General features: G+C 35.7%; 17 protein-coding genes. All 17 read right to left on the bottom strand.

From position 1 onward, the window contains the following. Position 1 precedes the first annotated feature (1 nt). Positions 2-4366: a CusA/CzcA family heavy metal efflux RND transporter gene (locus EG346_RS24245; RefSeq protein ID WP_123882488.1), complete on the bottom strand. Its 4365-nt coding sequence runs from the start codon at positions 4364-4366 to the stop codon at positions 2-4. A gap of 159 nt (positions 4367-4525) precedes the next feature. Further along, a complete protein-coding gene (locus tag EG346_RS25445) occupies positions 4526-4855 on the bottom strand; it encodes a DUF6660 family protein (RefSeq protein ID WP_072410597.1) in 330 nt (109 codons plus the stop codon). 193 nt (positions 4856-5048) lie between these two features. Then, the gene (locus tag EG346_RS24255; RefSeq protein ID WP_042279187.1) at positions 5049-10208 is read right to left on the bottom strand and encodes a helicase-like domain-containing protein; all 5160 of its coding nucleotides are present in this window, start codon (positions 10206-10208) and stop codon (positions 5049-5051) included. Then, positions 10205-10885, bottom strand: a complete 681-nt coding sequence (locus EG346_RS24260) for a hypothetical protein (protein WP_034975921.1) — start codon at positions 10883-10885, stop codon at positions 10205-10207. Before EG346_RS24260 ends, EG346_RS24255 begins: the two co-directional genes overlap by 4 nt. A 79-nt stretch (positions 10886-10964) precedes the next feature. Beyond that, positions 10965-12947 (bottom strand): hypothetical protein, encoded by a 1983-nt coding sequence (locus EG346_RS24265; protein WP_051879934.1) that lies wholly within the window; start codon positions 12945-12947, stop codon positions 10965-10967. Between the two features lie 17 nt (positions 12948-12964). Continuing rightward, positions 12965-13672, bottom strand: coding sequence for a hypothetical protein (locus tag EG346_RS24270; RefSeq protein WP_034975922.1), 708 nt, complete (start codon positions 13670-13672; stop codon positions 12965-12967). Next, entirely contained in the window at positions 13665-14537 is an 873-nt protein-coding gene (locus tag EG346_RS24275) for a M23 family metallopeptidase (RefSeq protein ID WP_051879935.1), read from the bottom strand. The genes EG346_RS24270 and EG346_RS24275 overlap by 8 nt, the downstream gene beginning before the upstream one ends. Position 14538: 1 nt before the next feature. Next, on the bottom strand, positions 14539-16530 hold the full coding sequence (locus EG346_RS24280) for a type IV secretory system conjugative DNA transfer family protein (RefSeq protein WP_034975924.1): 1992 nt from the start codon (positions 16528-16530) through the stop codon (positions 14539-14541). Next, positions 16530-16886, bottom strand: a complete 357-nt coding sequence (locus EG346_RS24285; RefSeq protein ID WP_028123307.1) for a hypothetical protein — start codon at positions 16884-16886, stop codon at positions 16530-16532. The genes EG346_RS24280 and EG346_RS24285 overlap by 1 nt, the downstream gene beginning before the upstream one ends. Before the next feature lie 10 nt (positions 16887-16896). Further along, a complete protein-coding gene (locus EG346_RS24290; RefSeq protein WP_028123306.1) occupies positions 16897-17766 on the bottom strand; it encodes a DUF4138 domain-containing protein in 870 nt (289 codons plus the stop codon). 4 nt (positions 17767-17770) lie between these two features. Continuing rightward, on the bottom strand, positions 17771-18979 hold the full coding sequence (gene traM, locus EG346_RS24295) for a conjugative transposon protein TraM (protein ID WP_028123305.1): 1209 nt from the start codon (positions 18977-18979) through the stop codon (positions 17771-17773). After that, a complete protein-coding gene (locus EG346_RS24300) occupies positions 18975-19328 on the bottom strand; it encodes a hypothetical protein (protein ID WP_028123304.1) in 354 nt (117 codons plus the stop codon). Before EG346_RS24300 ends, traM begins: the two co-directional genes overlap by 5 nt. Before the next feature lies 1 nt (position 19329). Continuing rightward, positions 19330-19944 (bottom strand): conjugative transposon protein TraK, encoded by a 615-nt coding sequence (gene traK, locus EG346_RS24305; RefSeq protein WP_034975926.1) that lies wholly within the window; start codon positions 19942-19944, stop codon positions 19330-19332. A gap of 54 nt (positions 19945-19998) precedes the next feature. Next, positions 19999-21234, bottom strand: a complete 1236-nt coding sequence (locus EG346_RS24310) for a TraJ family protein (protein WP_034975928.1) — start codon at positions 21232-21234, stop codon at positions 19999-20001. A 2-nt stretch (positions 21235-21236) separates the two neighbouring features. Continuing rightward, on the bottom strand, positions 21237-22067 hold the full coding sequence (locus EG346_RS24315; RefSeq protein WP_034975929.1) for a hypothetical protein: 831 nt from the start codon (positions 22065-22067) through the stop codon (positions 21237-21239). Between the two features lie 6 nt (positions 22068-22073). Then, complete coding sequence (locus tag EG346_RS24320) at positions 22074-22739, bottom strand: hypothetical protein (RefSeq protein ID WP_034975931.1); 666 nt, start codon at positions 22737-22739, stop codon at positions 22074-22076. 1 nt (position 22740) lies between these two features. Next, positions 22741-23427, bottom strand: a complete 687-nt coding sequence (locus EG346_RS24325) for a hypothetical protein (protein WP_034975933.1) — start codon at positions 23425-23427, stop codon at positions 22741-22743. Positions 23428-23433: the final 6 nt, after the last annotated feature.

Raw genomic sequence — 23433 nt, forward strand, 5'->3', positions numbered from 1 at the left:
TTTATTTGTTTATGATTGAATTAATGGTAATAACAGATTGATTAACCTGTTGAATGGATTCCAGATATTTTAATTGAATATTCGTGGAAGTCTGAAGCGCAAAAAGAAGCTCAACATAGGAAATTTCTCCTGTTTTATATCCTAATTGTCCGGCTTTAGCTATTTTCTCAGCATTGGGGATTGCCTGATTAACATAATAGTTGTACTGCTCTACATCCTGCTGATATTGATTCAAAGCATTTTGCAGTTGTGCTTCCAGCTGTTTTTGCTGCAATTTTGCATTAGATTCCGCTACTTGCTTTTGAAACTCCCAAGACTGGATTCTCGCTTTCGTAGCACCGAAAGTGAGAGGGATCGTAACGCCAATTGTTGCCGCATGAAATCTATTTCCAGCATTAAAATTCTGATCCATACCATTGATCGTCTGAGTACCGATTAAGGACTGATTGGTGTAACCGATACTGAAATCAGGCAGACCTAAAGACCTCTCAACATTTTTATTTTTTTCTGCTATAGCCATCTCCTGATAGTAAGATCTTACCGTTGGATGATTTGCTATCGAAGTGCTGTCAAGTACATAATTAGCTTTCAAAGGTTCATAATTTGTGTTGTAAGGAACTGAGATATCCCCCGAAGTATTTAATAATGTTTTTAGGTTTTTATATGCATTATTCAAATAAACTTCATTTTGTTTTAACAGTAAACTGATCTCACCTTTCTGAGTTTCTGCAGTATTGATTTCAATCTTTTTTATATCTCCTGATTTAAATCTGACCGTCGCAATTCTTATAAAATCCTGATATAAACTATCCAGATTTTTTAATTTTGACTGGTTAAATTGCAGATACTCGATCTGATAGTAATAAGTCCTCACCTGTCTCGCAAGTTCATTGGCTGAAATCTCCTTATTGATTTGTTTTCCTTTAATCTGTTCCGCAATGAGCTCTCTTCGAGCTTTGAACAATGTTGGAAATGGAATACTTTGAGATATAGAAAAAGACTGATCGAATTTTTTACTGTTATATTGCCCTAACTGAGCATCTACACTCATTTTTGGAAGTTCTTTAGCAGTAGGTTTCAGTGCTTCTGTTACCTTAATATCCAGATCTCTCGACCGCATTAAATTATTGTTGCTTAATGCGATGTTCGTTGCTTCCGCAACTGTTAAAGGGTTACCCTGTTGTGCATTGAAGGTTTGTCCAAAGAAAAGGAAACCTAAAACTAAAACAGCAGTCAGGGGTTTATTACCTGAAATGTTTTTGATCTTTAATTTAGTACTAAAGATAATGTATAACATCGGTAAAACAAACAGAGTTAAGAAGGTTGCTGTTACCAGTCCCCCGATTACAACGGTAGCCAAAGGTTTCTGAACTTCTGCGCCGGCTCCAGTTGAAATTGCCATGGGTAAAAACCCTAATGAAGCAACTGTAGCGGTCATTAAAACAGGTCTTAAACGAGTTTTAGTTCCTTCCATCACACGCTTTAAAATATTGGTTTCACCTTCCTTCTCTAATTGGTTGAAAGTTCCGATTAAAACAATTCCATTAAGTACAGCTACTCCAAATAAGGCAATAAAGCCAATTCCTGCGCTGATACTGAAAGGCATGCCACGCAGCATTAACGCAAATACGCCGCCAATCGCACTCATCGGGATTGCAGTAAAGATTAGCGTAGCCTGCTTTAATGAGCCGAACGTAAAATACAACAGCATAAATATCAGGAATAAGGATACCGGAACAGCAATGGTCAGTCGTTTACTGGCAGCTTTAAGGTTCTCAAACTGTCCGCCATATGTATAATAATATCCTGATGGTAATTTTTCTTTATTAAGCTTCTGCTGGATTTCTTCTACTACACTTTCTACATCTCGGCCTTTTACGTTAAAACCAATGACGATTCTCCTTTTACCTGCCTCACGACTAATCTGTGCGGGGCCAAGTTTATAATTGATATTGGACACCTGTGAAAGCGGGATCTGTATTCCTGTCTTCGTAGACACCATCAGATTGTTGACATCATCAATACTGGTTCTATGTAAACTATCCAAACGAACCACCAGATCAAACCTTCTTTCATTCTCAAATACCTGACCTGCAGCCTGACCTGCAAAAGCAGTACTTACAGCAGTATTTACGTCTTCAATATTCAGCCCGTAATTAGCCATTCTTGTGCGGTCATATTCAACATTAATTTGCGGAAGACCACTAACACGTTCGATCTGTGGAGCACTCGCACCATTAACAGACTGAATAATTTTTGCTGTTTTATCCGCATATATCGCTAAAGAATCTAAATTTTCACCGAAAATTTTAACCGCTACATCTTGTCTGATTCCTGTCATCAACTCATTGAAACGCATCTGGATCGGTTGATTTTTTTCGAAAAATACCCCGGGAATAGCTTCAAGCTTTTCAGAGATCTCATCTGCTAATTCATCATATGATTTTTTTGTTTTCCATTCACTTTGCGGTTTTAAGATCACCATCATATCAGTAGCTTCAGGAGGCATTGGATCAGTAGGCACTTCAGCAGCACCGGTCTTCCCTACAACCATTTTAACTTCGTCAAACTGCTTGATCAGCCTGGAGGCCTGCATAGAGGTTTCAATACTCTGACTTAATGAACTTCCCTGTGGAAGAATACAGTGAAAAGCAAAATCACCTTCTTGGAGTTGAGGGATAAACTCGCCCCCCATTCTTCCAAATATAAATAATGAAACTGCAAATAATGCAACAGTAACACTTACTAACCAATATTTTACTTTTAAAGCTTTCTCTAGTAGAGGTTGATAGATTTTTTGGAGTCGGTTCATCATTTTATCTGAGAAATTTTCTTTATGCGAGATTTTCTTCGATAAAAAAAGTGCACTCATCATTGGAATATAGGTCAATGATAATATCAATGCACCAAAGATTGCAAAACCTACAGTTTTAGCCATCGGAGTAAACATCTTACCCTCAACACCTACTAACGTTAAAATAGGAATGTAGACAATCAAAATAATAATCTCCCCAAATGCTGCGCTGCTTCTGATTTTAGAAGCTGAAAGAAATACCTCTTCATCCATCTCAGACTGGGTAAGAAGACGTGTTGTTTTCCGCAATCCTAAGTGATGAAGAGTCGCTTCAACAATAATAACAGCTCCGTCGACAATTAATCCAAAATCAATCGCCCCTAAACTCATTAAGTTGGCACTTACTCCGAAAACGTTCATCATTCCCAAAGCAAAGAGTAAGGACAACGGAATGGCAGATGCCACAATAAGACCGGCTCGTAAATTACCGAGAAATACTACCAGCACAAAAATCACTATCAACGCTCCTTCGATAAGATTTTTCTCGACAGTATCAATAGCTCTGCCAACTAGATTAGTTCTGTCTAAATAAGGCTCAATAATCACATCAGTAGGTAAAGATTTTTGAATAGTTGGTATTTTTTCTTTGATTAATTGCACTACCTCATTACTATTAGCACCTTTAAGCATCATCACCACTCCACCTACAGCATCCACCTCACCATTAAATGTCATGGCACCATATCGAACCGCACTTCCCAAACGAACCTCAGCAACATCTTTAATGAATATAGGCACACTCCCTGTTTCATTTTTAACTACAACATTCCCAACATCTTCAAGAGAGGTCACAAGTCCAATTCCACGGATAAAATAAGCATTAGGCTTTTTGTCAATGTAGGCTCCGCCTGTGTTCTGATTATTTTTTTCAAGAGCTGCAAAAATATCAGAAATACTAACTCCCATCGCTCGTAGACGATCAGGGTTAACAGCGACCTCATATTGTTTTAGCTGTCCTCCGAAGCTGTTAATCTCTGCAACTCCGGGAGTACCATTAAGCTGTCTTCGAACGATCCAGTCCTGCATTGTACGAAGTTCTTTGGAATCGTATTTTTTCTCACTTCCTTTCTTTGGATGAAGGATGTATTGATATACTTCCCCAAGTCCTGTACTTACCGGAGCCAACTCTGGTGTGCCAATTCCTTTTGGAATTTCTTCAGCAGCCTGCTTCAGCTTTTCACTGATCAATTGGCGGGCAAAATAAACGTCAACCTCTTCTTTAAATACAACAGTGATTACAGACAAACCGAATCGTGAAATACTTCTGGTCTCCTCAATATCAGGAACATTAGCAATACTCTGTTCTATAGGGAATGTCACCAACTGTTCAACTTCCTGACCGGCCAAAGTAGGACATACCGTGATTATTTGAACCTGATTGTTGGTGATGTCGGGTGTGGCATCGATCGGAAGTTTGGTTGCGCTCCAAACTCCCCAAATAATCAACAACAAGGTCATTATACCAATGACAATCTTGTTCTTGATGCTAAATCTTATGATTTTATCTAACATGAGAATATAATTTTTATTGAATGTCACAACTACCTTTTGGAACAACTATTTGTTCTAAAAATCGAGCGACAAAAATGAGTAAGAATACAACGCAATGCTATTGCAATGTTTCCATAACTGTTTTGACGAAAGACAATTCTTCCGTCTGATTAACAAAAATTATATTTTAGGAGGTTGCCATATCTGATCGTACACCAAATATGCAAAGTCATTCTTTATGAAAAGAATTTTTTTAGAATAGTACTCTTTTATCTGTTTACGATATTCTAAAACAGGATTTATTTTGAGCGAAGTAACGCTGATTCTGCAGCAATTACAATAACAAAAAGGAGAACAAGAATCTGTTTTTGAATGAGCATCGTTTTGCTCAGATTTTATATAGGAATATGATACATTTTCATTTTTTGATTGCGCTTTTGCAACATCCATGCATGGCATTAATGATAATGCCATGAAGTAGACTGTAAAAAGCAATCTTAGAAAATTCATGCGACAAAGTTAATTATTTTATATTTATAAATATATATTAAATTTTATCTATTTTTTTAAAATTTATTACTAACAAGACTTTTAAAAAAAATTATTTATACTACAGTATCTTACAAAGCACAAATCTCTTTTAATAATCCGTACTAAACAATCAATATAAATATATCTTACTAAGCTATATACAAATAAATAACTACCTTCTTCGGACAACATTCTGAAAATTATCTAAGTAAATATTCTCTTTTTGGTTTAATACTTTATCTATAAAATCTACTGTTGTTAAATTGTTATATAAAACTGTATTTTCCCTCGCTCTTTCTCTCACATAATTTCTATTTTCATTCGCTTTAAGCTGTTCCTCTTTTTCTATTCTGTATTGAACTACTAAATTTTCTCTAACTGCTGGAAGCTCTTCCAGCTTTTTATCCAGTTCCGCAATTTTATCTTCAGTCATTTTGGTTTGATATTCAATTTGAGTAACATCTATTCCTTTCTGAGCTAAATTTTCAATTACTTCTTGTACTTGAACTTTATGAAGTTCAATTGTTTTTTGATATGATGGTAATTGGGTTGCCCAATATTCAGCATTTGCATCGCCATTTTTCGAATAGCCTTCAATTCTATTATATGAATGCTCGGCTTGGGTTACCAATTCTTTTACTTTCAAAACATCTTCATATTTTCTCAGAACAAATGCACTATCGGCCAAATGTTTATTTTTTTCACTTTCAATCTTCTTTTTAATGAGTTCGATTTCGATATTGGCTCTGGTTTCGGGATTGGTAATGATGGAGGTTTTTAATTCTTGAGTCCTGATGTCTGAAATATCCAAAACATCGGCTCCTTTTTTCATTGCTTCTAAATATCTTGCCTGTTTGGATTGCAGTTTTTGAAGCATAAACACATCAATACTGTCATTGGTCAGCATAAAATTAACCCGCACATTTTCGTTCTTGTTTCCTTGCCTCCAGGCTCGTCCTTCCACTTGTCGGAGTGACGTAAAATTATATGGCAACGTAAGCATATAAACATCGGTTGTGTTTTCCTGAAGGTTCATTCCTTCCTGAATGGCTTCACTTCCAATAACTACTTTTATTTTTCCTTCATTAAAATCATTTTGAATAGAAATTCTTTGGTTTTTATTGGTCGCCCCGGTAATGATTCCGATTTCTTCGGGTTTGTAACCAATTTCTGTTATGAGATATTCTTTTATTTTTGGAAACTGAGCAACTGCTAATTCAGAATACACAATTTGTCCTGAGTCAGGAAGATCTTTTTTGTTCTGCCTTATCAAATCCATCGTGTCTTTTAACTTCGGAGAATTTTCTATGAATTTTTTTATTGAAGGTTCTTCGCCATCATAAAATGGCGATAAATACGGTGAAATAGCAATCAATCTGGCATTGAGAATATGTGTTAAAATTGCTCCTTTTTCAGTCTCACTGAAATTTTCATTGAGCAGCTCATACTGTTCTCTTGTGAGATCATTCTGTTCAATTTTATATTCTTTGTTAATTTTGTTGGGACGAATTAATTCAGGATTGTCTTCTTCTCCTTTTATATCAATGAATTCCGAAAGTAATTGTTGAAACAGCGAATTATTTTTAAATCTCCGAACGTTGGCTTTAAATTTCACATCACCCTTTGCATCAATTTCCATATCATTATCCGCTTCCATAAAGGTCTCGAAGAAAGTATTGACGTTGAAATATCCCGATTCTTCTAATCTTTTATTTGCTATTAAAGAAAGAATGGAATAATATTCCAAAGGCTTGTTGGTAAAAGGCGTTGCGGAAAGCAAGGTCACATTTCTTCCGTCGTTTTTGTCTTGAATGTACTGAGCTGCCATCCAGGTATTGATTCCCAGTTTGGAAGTCTGTTGGTTTTGACTTCTAAAATCGGACGCAAATCTTCGGTCCTCAATTTTTACTTTTCCTACAATATGATTGGCATTGTGAACTTCGTCGTAAGTCAAATGGTCGAATCCAAAATCTTCCCAGTCATAGATTTTACCACGCTTCATTTTTCCCTCAATCTCCTTTTCTTTCTGAAACTCAATTTGGAGGTCTCTTTCGGTATTGGTAACGCCCTTCATTTCACTTGCAGAGATGTAACTGAATTTTGACGAAAGTTCTTCGGTTATTTCTGATGAAAATCCAATATTGTTAAAACCTTCATAAGTAACGATGGTTATTTCTCCGTCTTTATTATCAAATTTTGAAAGGTCATAATCTTTCCCCAAATTCCCTAAAACATTAACTTTCGCGTTGGGAATCGTTTCAAAAATCGTTTCCACCCATTGTTTCATAATGCTGTCATTCGGAACTACGATGATTGGTCTTTTCGCATTTCCTCTTTCCATTGCTTCGTGCATTGAAAGGATTCCGGACAATGTTTTTCCATAACCCACTTCGTGCGCTAAAAGTCCTACGCCTTTTGTGGTCTGTCTTCCGATTCCCGCCTTCTGAACCTCTGCTAATCTAAATTCCTTTCCTTTGAAATTCTTATGAATCTTTGAAAACAATGGGAATTTAGAATAATCCGGAACGTGGATGTTATTGTAATTGCGGTTAAAATCTTTTACAAAACGAGTTCTAATGTCATCTGATAATTCTTCACGTACAAATTTGTAAAACAAATCATTCGCAGCAGCTTTTCGTCTTTCTCTGACTAACGCATTTCGCTCTTTATCGCTTCCTGTAACCGTTTCATTATCTACAAAGCTTCGCACTTCCCAAGCTGAAGAACCCGCAAAGGCTTCACTTGACAAAGTGCCTACAAAGTCTTTGAATCTTTCCGCAAGATTGTAATCTACAATGACTGATTCGGTACGTTTTGTAATATGATTATATTGGTCTTTTTCTATTTGGCCTAACTCAAATTTGTGCACGAACTCGTGGTTCGGACTGATATAAATTTCATCTAAAGATTTCGCTTTTGGTAGAACATTTTCTAATAATGCTTTTTGTTTTTCGTACTGATTTTCCGTTCCACCAACAGCATTTTTATCTGCAAAATCTTTTTCGAGCTGCTCTAACTTCGCATAAATATTTCCTTCTGCATAATAAAAATCGTGAATCCAAACTCCATCAGAATAATTTGAAAATTTGGAATGTTTTTCGTGATTGTTGAGCGTTCCATCGTAAGATGTATCTCTGAATGCTTCAATTTGTTCTTTCGTAATGTTTGAACTATTTTGCAAGGAAGTATTTACAATTTCATCCTGTTTGGAGAATTGATATTTTAAAATTCCTTTCTTTATGGAAGGCTCCGTTTGGACTTTATATTCCTTCTCAGTTCTCGTATTGTGAATAGAAATTATTCTATCACTTTTTTCTATCAATTCTTTTAATTTTTCTTCTGAAAACGATGCTGGTTTTGTGATTAAATCTTCGCGCAGTTTTTCATACTTTCTTATTTCAGTCGTAATGGTGGGAGATTTAAACTTGATGTTATTGAGTTTAGAAAGTACCAATTCAATTTTTTCTTGAGTTTCTGTTAAATTCAACTCATCTATTTTCTCCGCAATAATTTCTTTTTTTACAGGAACTTTTGTAACAGAATTGGACTCAGTATTTTCTAAAAACAAATCTTCAAAAAGATTTCCGATTCTCTCGGTTTCTTTTTTATTTTTAAATTGTTCAATCTTAAAGAGAGCTTCATCCAAATTTCCGTGGATATAATTTTCCAAACGCCCAAAACGATTGGTTTTCTCACGGTTTTCCCCGAGAACTCTTGTGTGATTATTTTCAAAATATTTGGAAATATCCGCAGAAATCTGGTGATTGTTTTTTTTGAGAATGATAATATCCGTTCCGATTTGTGTTCCTGCAAAAGCGCCATTGGGTAAACGGAAACCTTCCAAAACACTAGCATTCTGTAAATTCTTTTGTCGGTTGAGCCAACCTGATGGAAGAACCATCGCCAAAACGCCGTTGGGTTTCAAAGAATCTAATGACCGTTTAACAAAATAATCTTCGTATTTTGAAATTTTAGGTTCTTCGCCTAATCCTTTGTAAAGCCCACGATGTTCGCCATAAGGCGGATTTCCGATGACCAAATCATATCTTTCTGAAAAATCTTTTGAGTCTTTTTTATTACCTCTGTCATCAATAAATTCAGTTTCAAACGAACGAAGGTTGATCTCGACTTCGGGATGTAGAATTTTTGCAATTTTCGCCGTGGTTTCGTTGATTTCAAAGCCTGTAATTTTAGAATTTACAGATAATTCGCGAGTGGCATAGATAAAATTTCCTGTACCAACGCTGGGTTCTAAAACAGAAATTTCTTTTTGAGTTTTGAAATGGTCTTTGATTAAATTGCGGACTGCATCGACAATTTTATCTTGTGTGTAATATTCATCTAAAATCCCTCTGCCTTCTTTTGCGGTTCCGCCACTTTGGAATTGATTGCAGATTTCTTTTAAATCATCCGTGACTTTCAGATTTTCTTTGAGAAGAATTCTGTTGTCATTAGAAACAAAACAAGCTGCAGAAACTACTTCCGCAACTTGTTCATTATTAAGTTTTCGCCCTTTATATTTTGAAATGAGAACATCTAGCTCTACCTTATTTGTTGAATTTTCACTTACCTCGGAAGGTCTTCTATCGGATCTTCTTCTATCGGATATAGCTCTCCCGGATACGATTCCGCCCAAGGAATATTCTCTTCCCTCATTTTTTTCATCATTTTGCGGTTGTGTTCCTCCATTGGATCCTCTTCCTCGGTTTCGGTTTCCCAAATCGCTCCGTTCTGTGCCTGCAAGTCCATTTCCAGCATTGTTGCTGCCCACTGCTTGTCCGCTTTCGTAACTTCCGTTTTGCTCGGATTGGATTTTTGAGCCAAGTTCTCCAGTGTTTTGTTCAGGTGTTCCGTTTCCCACTTGCTGAGGATCGGATGTTGTTCCGGATTCAATTGCATTGCTTTCATTTTCAGAAATTTTTGGTTCAACTAAATTAGTATTTTTATCTTGAAAATTGAGTTTATTCTCTAAATATTCGGTCAGGTCTTGATTCCCATTTTCAGAAATTTCATACAACGGACGAACGTCTTTGATATTTTTGCCATTAAATTCTGTAAGAATTTTTCTGGTTATTGCATTTCCTGTTCTGTCCCCGCTCAGACATAAAAACATTTTGCCATCATAATTCTGGTATCTATTGAGGAACTTTTTGCTATTGGAACCGGAATTTAAGGTAATAATTGTTCTATTATTGACTTGCTTGTTCAATTGAAGAAGCTCCAAGAATGAAAGCATATCCTTACTGTTTGTGAAAACAATAAGTTCCTTTTTATTTCCTTCAACTACAGAAATGTCATCATTTATCTCATTAAAAAAATCTTCATCTTTCACTTTTTTCTGTTTTTTATGAAGTGGTTAAATTCAAAAATTTCTTTGGCTTCACTGTCCCAGTTTTTTCTTGATATTAATTGAAGCGTCACGAATATGTCCGTCTTTTTATTGTAAGAATCAATCCTTTCGAGCCTTCCGTGGTAGTCCTTTTCCGCGTGTTTGTAAATAGAGTACGGTAAAATAGTATCCGTTGGATAAATGTAAAACCGGGTGTACATCCAAGGTGAGTTGATTTCAAATCGTTTGTATTTTTTCTTAAACAAAACCGTATCATTCAGATTTTTTCTGTTTCTGTAATTGGGGATTTTTTCCTGAGAAAACAATGTTCCTCCTTTTTTCTTTTCAACCGAAAGCGGCTTTTGTTTCTTTATGATGTCTGACAGAATAATTTTGCCGGGATTTTCATTTTCAATAGTATAGCACAATGAATCTTTAATGAAATAAATCTGTTGGGTTATTTCGGGAGCATCAACATCCGGAATCCTTTCTATTATGGAATCTCCTGAATAATTAAGGCTTGACAAATGAAAACTTTGGATATTGTTCAGATTTTTGGAAACATCAAAATATACATTGGAGACAACATCGATTCCTCCTTTTTCGGATTTGATTTCTTTGTGGCAGGAAGTGCTTACAAAAAGAAAAAACAAGCTGGGTAGTATTAAAAGTTTTTTCATAGATATAGGGTTTAAAAAAGCGGCAGCCTAATTAATTTGACTTACCGCTGGGAAATAAATGATTGGTTGTAAGTGTTATCTATCGTTTAATACTTTGTTCTTTCACGTTATTTTTTTCGTGCTTGTTGTCTTGTTCCAAACCTTCTAAAGGCTTGTTGGTATTGATTCTGTTCATATCAGAATCATACAGATTCAGATTTTTGTATTGCGGATTCAGCACCGCTTTGCCTTCTATTACTTTATCATCCAATTCAAATTTTACCTTCACGATATTTCCTTTTTCCAAAGATTTTATGGTACTTTCCTTCCATTCCGGCTTATCGAAGATCAGTTTGGATTTTTCTACGATCTGAGCCGTATCAACTCCATAATTTTTGTAAAAATTCTGGAAATTGTAATTTCCTTTTTCGGTTTTGGGTTCGTTAAAATTCAGTTTGGCAAATGCAGGTTCTATTTTTTCTGTTTTCGGATTGTGAAATTGTATTTTTACCGTACGCCCTTCCAAAAGGTTGACTGCTTCTTTAGCAGTAAATGTATTCACCCTGTTAACAGGAAAATTGTGGGAGATAACGTCGCCATTTGCTTTAGTGAGTTTAGCATTATAAAAATTCATAAAGACACTTCCATTTTCTATCTTATTGAATTTTAACGTGAATTCCATTTCATTTCCGGGCATCGTTTTGTCGGAAGTGGTTTTAATTTCGAACTCTTTTTCGGGAGCATTAATTCCGTTTTCTAAATCTTTGTGCAGTTGTTCTCCTTCTCCGAAACCAAGATATTTTAATTGAAATTTCGGATACTGAGATGGTTCATATTCGTTCTGTGTTTCCATAATGTTTGGGGTTTGATTGTTAAATTTTATATCATTCATTGTTAATATTCTGTTTCTTGAAAAAACATTTTCATCCAGATAATTTTTTAGAATTTCACCGCTATCCAATAATTCGTAGGATTCCCCATATAGCTGTTTTTCCAATAGGCCGAAAGCCAATTCGTATTTGTCATTTTTTGACAACGTATGACCATCAATAACATTTGGGATTGTGTCCATTTGTGCCTTTGTAAGAGAATAATCTCCATCTGTTGTTCCGAATTCCATTTTCTCTGAATAAGCTTTTCTTTGGCTCGCTGTGATCTGCAAGTTCTCCAGTATGAATTCGTTTTCTTTCATAAAGATCCTGTATTTGAGAATATCATTTTTTTCCTCTTCGGAAAGTTTCGGATAAAGATTATTTTGCACCGCTTTTGCTTTTAAGTCGTTTTCGACATAGCTTTTGAATTCGTTCAAACTTTTTGGAGCATCATAAAAATCTCTCATACCTGTCCATTCTCGCCGACCGTACGGTAATGTATATTCCTGAGTTTGCAGATCATAGCTGTAATACCTATGACCGCTTGGACTCTTCAGCGAGCCACTCCCATCATCGTAATCGTTCCAGGTCCAGCCGTCCGGAAGGTCAGATGCAGGGGTTAAATTTTCTTCAAAGCCTTCATCTGAAAAAAAGTCTGCATTTTCTTCCAGATCAGTCATTTCAATTTGATGAACCCCTTCTAATGATAACTTTACAGCTTCAACTTCATAATTTCGATAATGATGAGCTTGCTTTTCATCAATTTGCGTATAGGTCAATCCGGAACTTAAATCAGTTTTTTTCTCCAATTCCTGAGCCCAGAGATCAGAGAGAAATTTCTGTTTTATGGACTCATTACTTATAGCAATTTCAGTAGACTCCCTGTTATTTTGCAAAATCAAATGTTTATTGGCTAGTTGCTGCTTTTCAATAAATCTGACTAATTCAGCGGTAGTATTAAATTTATCCTCAATAGGGAAACCCTGATTTGAATTGAAAAATGTTTTCAATGTAAAATTTGAACCTTGAATAAATTCTTTTCCCTTAGATTGATGAATTGCCATAAACTTTTTCTCTCTATCGGTAAACAGCCTCTCTCCGTCCCGAAAAAACTGTTCAGGTGAAGTGTTTTCAATTTCCTTCACAAAATTTTTATAAGCCTTCGTTCTGGGAACTATATTCTTATCAAACCAGGTTAGATTGTCTTCCATTTTTTCCACCTATTAAGCTATCTTCTAAAACCTCTTGACTTTGGTATTTCCTCGTCCTGCTCTTGGCTTTCCTCATCTCTCATTCGATTGGCATCCTGATAGACATCAGGGTCGTTCACATTTAGTTGTAAATCTGATTTTTCCTGCTTTTGAGAGTGATTTTGCTTTTCAGAGATTCCAGCAACTGTATTAAATTCTTTGGATACAATATTCAAATCATTCGTAATTTCTTTTGCCATTTCTGGGAACTGAACAATTTTATCTTGCAGAAAAGATTTAAGTTTTAGAAGTTCTGCTATGTAACGGTTAAGTTCTTCTGTATTTTTTTTATCTGCAATAATTGCGGTCAATTCTCTTGCATTTTTAATGAAATCAAATTCAACTACTTTTTCGGTCTCTTTGTCAAAAATGAAAGCTTTTTTTTCGAAACTCAGTTCATTTTCAGATTTAGAAACATTCTTGACATCAGTATATTGAATATTATTTTTACTGTTTTCGAGGATGTCAGAAATACTTTTATCTCTTTCCAAAAAGATGACCTTCAGTTTAGTATTATTATCAGTCAGCTGAAAAGTCGCCCTGTTTTTGTCGTGGTCTGCAACGATGGTATATCCTTGCAGAAATTTCTGAACATCCTCTATATTTAGCTTTTTAGAGAAAGAATTATCCTCATTAATAATTCCGTATTTTTTCAGTTCATCGGTAGGTAAGGTTATGTTATTCATTGTATGTTGCTATTAAATTGTTTACTTTTATGAGGTCATTTAAAAAATGAGAAGGATTGATGTTTTGTCCGAATTCTTTCACCGAAAAATGCAGATGTGGTCCTGTGGAGTTTCCGGTATTCCCGCTTTTTCCGATGACAAATCCAGCTTTTACTATTTCTCCAGCTCGATAATACATTTCTGAAAGATGTAGATAGGAAGTTTCGAAACGGTTAAAATGTTTTACCTTTATGAAATTCCCTCCGCCTTTAGAATCCCAACCGGTTGCTGTAACAATTCCATCCATTACAGAATAGACATTCTCATAACTGGCTTTAAGGTCGATGCCGTTGTGCGTTTTTTTTGTTCCGAAAATAGGATGAGTTCTTGTCCCATAAGAAGATGTAATGGTGATCTTGTTTTTAAGAGGCATTACAATTTTTGAAAAAGATGCTGCAGGTTCGTCTACAAAATCATACGTTGTAAAAAAGTTTTGTTTTTTTGATGCTTTCTTTGTTTCTTCTACTCTATTTTGTGCTTGCAGCATCAAAGAATCTTTCAGTTTTTCAAACTCATTTTTTCGTATTTCTTTTACACTGCTATACTCTTTAATCAGTGTTTTCAGTGAATCTATTTGACTCGTTAACCACTTCGTCGAACCTTTGGTTTCATTTTTTAAATCTGATTTTGTGGTGATATTTAAAACTTGCTTCCAAGATTTCTTAGCCTTCTTTTGTTTTACCGGATCTTCAATATTAGATTTTTCGGATACCTTTGGATTTTCAGATTTTTTCGGTATTGTTGGTGTAATCGTATTGAATTGGGCAAAGCATAAGCAGCTGTAAAACAGCGCCATCAATGTAAATGTGTATTTTAGTTTTTTCATTTTACGCAGCTTTAATATTTTCATTCACAATGAGTTCCACTTCTTTGTTGATCTTTCTAAAGTTGGTCATCAGCACTTCTTCTTTGCGGTTAACCCCTTTTTTATCTACAAAAGAGTAATAAGATGGCATTTTAACATAGTTTTTTTCTTCTTCTTGAATCGCTTTCATATCCAGGTTAATTTTACCACTAATTGCAGACGTTTTATATTCCTCAGCATCATTTTCTTCTCCCTGTGCGATCATTCCAACCATTTCTCCGGTTTTCAGAGCCGCAATTTTTCCGGCAGGAATCATATTGTCCATCTTTTCATTAATACTGGTGGTCGTCCCTTGCTGTGAAATTGATTGTGAGTATGATTTCTGTTTAATTTTCCCAAATAGTTTTTCCAACCAATCCAATGTATTTTTGTCTCTGGCAGAACCGGAAATAATATTTCCAACAATCGCAGAAATAGTATCTGCAACTTCTTTTTTGTAGAACTGTCTGAGCTGCGGAATTTCTTGTAATCCAAGCATTACAGCAACTTTATTGCTTCTTGCAGTGGCCACGATGTTATCAATTTTATGAATATAAATCGTCGGAAATTCGTCTGCGATAATTCCTCCCGGTAAATTGTGCTTGGAATTGATCAATCTTAAAGTCCTGTTTAACACCGAGGAATAAAGGGCTGAGTTAATATCCTGTGTTCCCGGATCTGATGCTAATATGATAATGGATGGATTTTCACGATCAGTAATCTTCAATTCCACTTCATCTCCCGAAAACACCCAAAAGCTTTCTTTAGTTGCCAATCGGGAAAGGAATATTTTCAAAGTTCCAATTTGTCCTTCCAGCTGATCAAACGCTTTGTTGTCATACGCCGTTTTGAAAGGCGAAAGCAAAGAGAAAATTTCTTCGTTGGTAAAAAGTGTGTCAAAAATTTCTTTATAACTGCGGTTCATAAAGGAAAGAATATGAGGCAGATCAGAATATTTTCCATTTTCAAATGTTGCAAAAAAATAAATACAGGAAGACAGAAAATTGATGGCGGATTGGGTAAAGAAAGCTTCAGAACCACCTCCGGAACTCGAACCTCCCTTCTGTAGAGATGAAACCATTGATTCTGCCATTTCCTGGGCTTCTGCTAAAGTTTGGATGTACTTTTTGTGAAATGGATTGACTCGTTTTGATTTTTCAACCTCTTTCAGATTAATGACGTGGAAATTGTAATCGTAGTCTGCTTCCTTACTTTTTTTCAACAAATAATGGTAGTATGCAATCTGTGCTAGATCAGGAAATTTAAAATCGTAGATGCAGAGACAGAAACCTTTTGCAATCATTTGTCTTATGGCAGGATTGATCACACCAAAAGATTTACCAGAACCTGGTGTTCCAATGACCATCGTTCCTCTAAAAGGATTGATGTTCATCCAACCTTTATTGCTTTTGTTTTTGTAACGGAACAAGTATGGAATATTGATTGTGACATCCGATGTTACCAATTCCTGATTTTGGTCGAAAGATTCTTCTTCAACATTCCATCGGTCTTTTCCCATTTTCTGCTGCATCAGTTTTGAAATACTATCTGCACCCATTTGAAGAATAACTGCCCCTAAAAAAGAAAGAACTGCATAGATTCCCTGATAGAGATTAAATCCGGGAAACACTCTTGGAAGTTTTTCATTTCCTGCCTCATTCTGCCAAACCAGTGAAGAAAAAATCATCAGCAATCCCAAAATCATAGGAGCAATAATCTCTTTACTAATATTAAGGTCTTTCTTTTTCTTGGCTTTTGTTCCGACAGCCACTAATCCAATCAGAATCAATGTTGCAAATTTGGCATTGATAGGAGGGTAGATAAAACTCAACTTTGAAAAATTTTTCAACAAGTTTGATACTACCGGAACATTGGCATTAAGGTAGAAAAGCGAAGCACAATCGAGTGCTACGACTGCGTACACCGCTTTTTGTAGAAAGCCATAGATCTTTATTTGGTGTTGTTGCTCTTGCATTAAGAATAATTTTCGAAATATTGATTCAGTAATTTGTGTTCTTCCAGTAAACTATCGTGTAGCTTCTGTTGCCGTTCCTGCAAATTTTTATGATGTTCCTGTATTTTAACAAGTTTGGCATTCAACAGATTCAATTTATTTATTAATTCATTTCCTCTTTTTTCGACACTCTCGATAATGTATGAGTGACCTGGCTCTTCAGATATTTTATCACACCAATCTTTAAGGTTTAACACCCTTTTATAGGCAATGATAAATTCTTTTCGTTTTTTATAAATAATAATTATAGCAACAGAATGGTAGGTAAATAGTAATATCACCAGTGCAAAACACAGCATAACTGTAAAATTTTCCATAGTCTTAATATTAAAAGGTATCTGCTTTCAGAATATCTGAATAGTTGACTTTCATTTCTATGGTGCGCCCCGAGAGCTGTTCTTCAATCAAGCGAATCATCATCACTTTACTGTTTGGGTAAGTGAATTTTTTGAAAACATAAATATTCCTGAAATTTTTTCTGAAGTGTTTCTGCGGATTGAGCTGTAAAATGGGTGTTAGATCTACACTTTGGTTATTGGTGGCTTTGTGTATTTTTTTGTCTTCCAAGGAGAATTTCAAATCCTCAATATCATAGTTCAGATTAGAATTATTCTTGATGGTCATATCTAAAAAAATATAAGCACTCATCACATAGACATTATTGAGCTGGAAGCTGAGTTTTAGATTTTTTTCTTCTCTAATCGGATTTTTTTCAGATTTTTTTCGAATAATATCCATCGAAAATTTTCTCAGTTCAAGATTAGAGAACACCATTTTATCAAATTCTACAGGCTGCATCGCTTCGGGCTGTATATGAATATTGGTAATCGTATTGAGGTTATCCTGATTTCTATGCACCACTTTATACTGTGCAATGAAAGATTGTGCGACAACGGTAATGATCCCAATAGTATTTCCATTAACAAAAACGGAAGGTATATTGATTTTTCCTTTCTCGTCAGAATCAGGATGGTCTGTGATCTTTATTCTGGCAATGTTTGTAGAAGGCAAATCTCCAGTCAGTTTTTCTGTTGACAAATCCACGTACTGAATGGGCTCAGGCGAGATAATATGCAGGTTGATGCCTTCGGTAATTTCAATCTCAGGTAAATCGGAAACAATCTGTTCTTTGGTTGCAGTTTGAGCCGTGAAAAATTGAGCTGTGAATATTAAAAGGGTGTATAATAAAGTTCTCATTGTTTTATTTTTTTTGTTGGTTTTGTGAATCTTTCAATTGATTTTCGTCGATCAAAAAGACATATGAGTTGTATTTCAGTTTTGCTTTATTTTCTTTGATCAGGTTGGCAATAGATTTAGATGTTGATGTAAACAGGCTGGATCCAATGCTTGAGAAAAATCCTTTTCCGCCCATATCCATCTGAGTTCCTTGTACTGAGTTACTTCCCATTTCCCGCATCATATCTCTGAAAACGCTTTGCGGAACGTACAATCCCTTCATCCCGTCAACATCATAAATCGAAAGATTGACAGGATAGATTTCTCCTTTTGTGAATACAGATACAATGTTGAGATTGACTCTCTGCATTGAAAATCCTGAGATTTGTCCGTATAATATCGAACCTTTGATTATTTTTTTGTTCCCGACAAAGATGTCTTCCAACAATCGGAACCTAATCCTGCTTCCAAGAAAGCCTTTGTTATTTTCGTCAATGACCGCTTTGATAAAGCTGTTTTCTTTCTCCTTATAGAAAGCATTGAAACCACTGTTGATTCCGGATTTGCTCACATTGAAAGTTGAATTAAGAAAATCTTCCATTTTCTCTTTATTGGACTTCAGTTTTTGTTCTGCTGCGAGTTTACTTTGGTACTCAGGATCACGGGATTTTTCTAAAGAATCCATCACGAGCATTTGTTCTTTCAGATATTTTACAGGGTCTGGTTGGACACTTTGTGTCTTTTCTTTTGGTGTATCTGCGTATTTATCTTCTTGGTTCCCGTAAGATTTGTCATTCAGCATTTTAATGATTTCTGAAGACCTGTTGTAATCTTTGTCATCCCTCTGTGATTGATTTGGTTTGTAATACGAGGATTGATTTTCTTTTGCCTGGTATCTGTTTTGTCTTCCGTTTTCTGCTTTTAAGGAGTCAATTTTTCTTTTTTGGTCCAGTGACAATTGGTCATCATAGTTCAATAAACTATCTTCTTCTTTATCCAAACCACCAAGCATCGTTCTGTTATCCTCTTTTTTGAAAAAAGCATCATACGCATCATTTTTGGTCATAATGGAATCTTGCGTATCGCCGAGTGATAGTGACAATTCTTTTGGTTTATTTTTTTCAGAAGTATCTTCTTTGAGAAACTGTGCTCCTACGTAGCCGAAAAGAAAAAGAAATGGCAGAGCCAAAAGAGGCAGAACATATTTTTTTTCTTTAAAATTTATTTTTTTAATGTCCATTTTTTAATTTTTGGTATTGGTTGAACAAGTAGTCAATTCGTAAACTGTCTTCTTTTTTCAGTGCGTTTTTGTCTCTTTTCACTTTTAAAGTTTTCAGTTCTTGTACTATTTTTTCCATCTCTTTATCATTGTTGACAGATAGATTTTGACTCGACTTATTTTTAGAATAGAGAACCGGAGGTCTTATTTTAAATGCTGTTTCGGAAGGGAAAAAGATACCTTGAATTAGAGACCCTATAAATGAAACCGACAGTAGAATCATTGAATACGTGAAGAATTTCTTTGGATTTTGAACTGCCCACTGCAGCCATTTCTGACCCTTTTGTTTTAATGTAGTTTCCATTTTAGTAAGAATTTTTATTTTGATTGGACAGTTCCTCGTTATTGATGATTCGCCAGTTTTTAAGAATCACACCGTGAGGATTATTGGGACTTCTGATGATGTCTTCAAAGAAACCTTCGGTGATGAGCTTCCTCGTAATGACAGAAGATTTTCTTGTGATCATCTGCTTACCGAAAAAGCTAAATTTCTTTTGTTCCATACTAAGCGTAATCGAATCGGTATGGATACTGACCATCGAACTGGAAGCTATTATTTGATTGTAAAATCCTTTTTCCCTTAGGTTCGTATATTCCTTTTTTCCGCTGTCATCAATAAGATACAATGACTTTTGAATATTATCCTTGATATAGGTATCATCGGGAGCGAGTGTGAAAAACAATCTGTGGAATAATTCAATTTGAGCTTTATATTCAACAGGTCGGTTCAGCAGGACATCAGTCTGCTTGGCAAGAACCGGAACGCCATTGTCTAAAATGTAAATTGATTTTCTGGAATCCTCGATCATTCTGTATGCAAAGAAAAATCCGGCAATGACAATGAAAACAGCAAAAGCAATGGTGGATAAAGAAATGACCTTGTTGATCTTGATTCTTTGTTCTATATTTTTGATAAGCATCTTTATTTTAGTTGTTGGTTGATAATGTTTGGTTGTTGGTCATTCGTACAACATTTATTTTCCTTTTTTCATCGCTCTTTGAACTCTGCCTGATGCTGAACCTGCTGCTGCACTTGCTGCTACAGAAGCTCCTCCTGTTTTGGCAGCCAATATTGCTGTTTTAGCACTGCTTGCCATTTTTCCTGCTGCACTTTTCATTTTCGTCATTGCTCCCGCCCCTCCTGCAGAAACAATACTGTCTGCAATGGTTGGGGTCATTAGTACTCCGATTCCCGTAACAACATAGGCAACACAGGTGAAAAGCTGATTGTAGATCATTCCGGAGTTGCTCACATAGACCATCAAAGCGTCTAAGTTGGTAATGGTTCCATTGGATAATAAGGTATCATACCTTTCGATCTCCATTGTATAACCGGAAGCGATCAATTGCTGACCGATGTTGATGATCGTATAGGCAACAAAAGTGTAAAGATTAATGTTGATGAATTTTGATACCCAACTGTATAATGAATTTTCAAATCCGGGAATAAGAGCCATTCCAACAGCTATCGGCCCCAAAATAATTAAAATGTAAGACCATATTTTTTGAATGAAGAAAATGAGATATACACAAATCCGAAGAATGGAAAGACAACAAAATTCAATGAGTTCTGCTACTAATTTTTGCATTTGGAACTCCATTCTTATCGACCATTCCTTGATGGGCTGAATGAGTTTATCCAATCCTTCGCTGATGTCATACCACGAATCATCCGCATCTTCAGTAGTATTCTCAATGACTTCCTGTTTGGCATCTTCTTCCGCCTTTAATTTGATGACAGCATCCAGTAATTGTTGCTGCTTTTTAAATCTCTCGACCCGTAAATCATTGACTTCCGATTCTATATCGTTGAAAATTGAGATTCCGGGTTCGGCAATGGCCTCAAATGGCGCTTGAATCATACTGACAAATCCACTCCAGTAAACAAGGGTAAATCCGATAAGAATTGGTTTCAACATCGGTGTGATTTCCCATTCTCTATCTCCGGCTGCCATTTGCCAACCCATGTACCCGAGGTACATCAGAGCGCCTAAACCGCCTATTGCTTTTCCTACCAAAGCTGAACCGGCGGCGCTATCCTGCACACTGTTGTCCAGTTTTGTAAAAACTTCCATAAACCACTTTTCAAAGGCACCATCTCCCTTTAAAAATTGGAGTAGATTGCTGTAATCACCGTCTGTCTGGGCGAAACCCATAACAGGTAAAAGAATTGTTAATAAGCAAAAAGTTAATGTTATCGTTTTATTCATTTTTAAAATCGGTGTTTATAATGATTCATCAAATTTTGAACAATTTGCTGGTCTGAAGCGGGTGTCCAACCAGGTGGCAAAGCATAATTTGAATGGTTCTTTAAAATATTTTTGTAATCTGTAAGAAGTGTTGTCTTGTTATTGTAATCCCTTAACTCTCGCACAAATTTTCTCCATTTAATAAGGGTTTCGTGGTACATAATGAACCGTTTTCCTCTTGGCATATCCATACTTCTGGACATTGCGTATTTTTCTTTGATGAGATCCAGCTCTTCCTTAAGCCTTCTAATGGTTCCTGTCGTATTGAGCGTTTCAAACGTTTGTTGGTCTTTCAATCTCCATTCAATAAAATTTTGTGGATGGTCGGGGAATTCGGTAATTGGTTTTAACATTCGTTTGTAATACAAAAGCCAAAGAGGATCGGCATCAACAGTAGCGGACGTCCAATGGGCAAAATCCTGAACACTTCTTTTATGAATGGTATCTGAAGCTGCTTTTATTTTTTTTGCTTCTTCCTCCTGAAATTTTAACTGGGCGAATCTCTGATTTTGCACCCCTGTAGGTTTTAATGGTCGAATATCTTCACCGTCTTTATAATCCCTGTTGATCTTTGGAGCCCATATTCCCCAGACTGTTGCGTAGGCAAAATTGGTTTGGATTCCCAAAAAATATTTTGGATATGGTCTCCAATCTCCCCAATCTTGAAAGACAATTCTTTTATGTTGAGCAACAATGGAAGGGTCATTCAATCTCTTTACACTCAATTGTCCAAACACAGTGGCTGTAAAAAAGAGCAACTGAAATAGACTGATTTTTTTTAGTAGATTTCCCATAATTTTTTAATTAAAGAGGTAATGGTATTTAGTGATGATGTCGCCAACAATGGCTTTGTCTATATTGATGTAATTGCGGAGAACCGGAACCTGATACAGATAAGGGATTTTCTTGGCATTCTCTAACCGTAAATTGATGTACAGAATATTTCCGTTGATATTTCTGACACGGGTAAATATCTTTTCAATAAGCATTTCCCTATCCATTGCATCCATCAGAAAATCTTTGTCTTCATTGAGAATATCCTGGGTAACTTCCTGCTGAAGCTTCATCGTCTGCTTGCCTATTTCAACATAATATTTTGAAATGAGTACGGAATATTCAGGATGCTGCGCTGATAGATCCAGCATTTTATTGGAGTTCGTCACTATTTTACCTAAATATTGATAGAGATAAATAAGTTTCTTGCTCTGGGTCAAAGCTGAATTCACATTTTTCAGTTGTTGATAGATATACTCCTGAATGGCTATGATCTGCGTGATTTTATTGTTGATGTCATCATACAATTCTTTTTGCTTTTCATAGGAATCCAAAAAAGCTTGTTCGCTTCCCAATCGAACACCGTGATTTACGGTGATCTGCGAAAGGAGTTTATCATTAATGACTATTTGCTGGCTTTTTACCGATGCAACGGAGAAGAATAAAACTCCGGAAAGAAATATTTTTTTCATTTTAGAAAGATTTGATGTGACTCATTATGTTCTCAACCACCTGCTTATCTTTGTTGACATAATATTGAAAGGCTCTTTTATTGCGTTTTACTTTGGCTTTAATATCCCTTATCTTCAGAAGCATATGCGTGGAATTCCTGCTCAATGTTTTTATTTCGCCCAAAGCATATTCTAATAATACTTTACGTTCTGATTTTTCCATTTGATTGATGGCTCCGTAAGACAAAATGATCCCGGTTACAAGCCGTGTTACCATTTGCAGATCATCAACAAACTGAACTTGGGAAGGCAAAACGGATATAATGGAATAAGGAGCATCGTTTATTTCATTGATAATAGCAGTCTGATTGTTGGTTATTTTTGTTATTTCCCTGCTCATTGCTATTCCTGTTGGTATGGCTTGAATGGCAAATGAAACAATTCGCAATCTGTCCTGAACTTTGGTGATTTTTTCTTTAAAATTGTTCCATTGGTTTCTATTGGCCGTTTCTACGGTGGCATTCGCAATTTGTTTTTGTCGCATTTCTTTTTGCCTGTCGTGTTCTTTCATCGTGGCATTGATTTCTATATCCATCATCGGAAATGATACATTTTCCTGTTGCCATGCTGGTGTAGAACCACCACCGGAGGATGTCAACACAAGATAAACAGCCGGAATAGATAGGCTAAGAAGAATCTTCTTTAACATTTTGTA

Source organism: Chryseobacterium carnipullorum (assembly GCF_003815695.1).
Classification (GTDB): Bacteria; Bacteroidota; Bacteroidia; order Flavobacteriales; family Weeksellaceae; genus Chryseobacterium; species Chryseobacterium carnipullorum.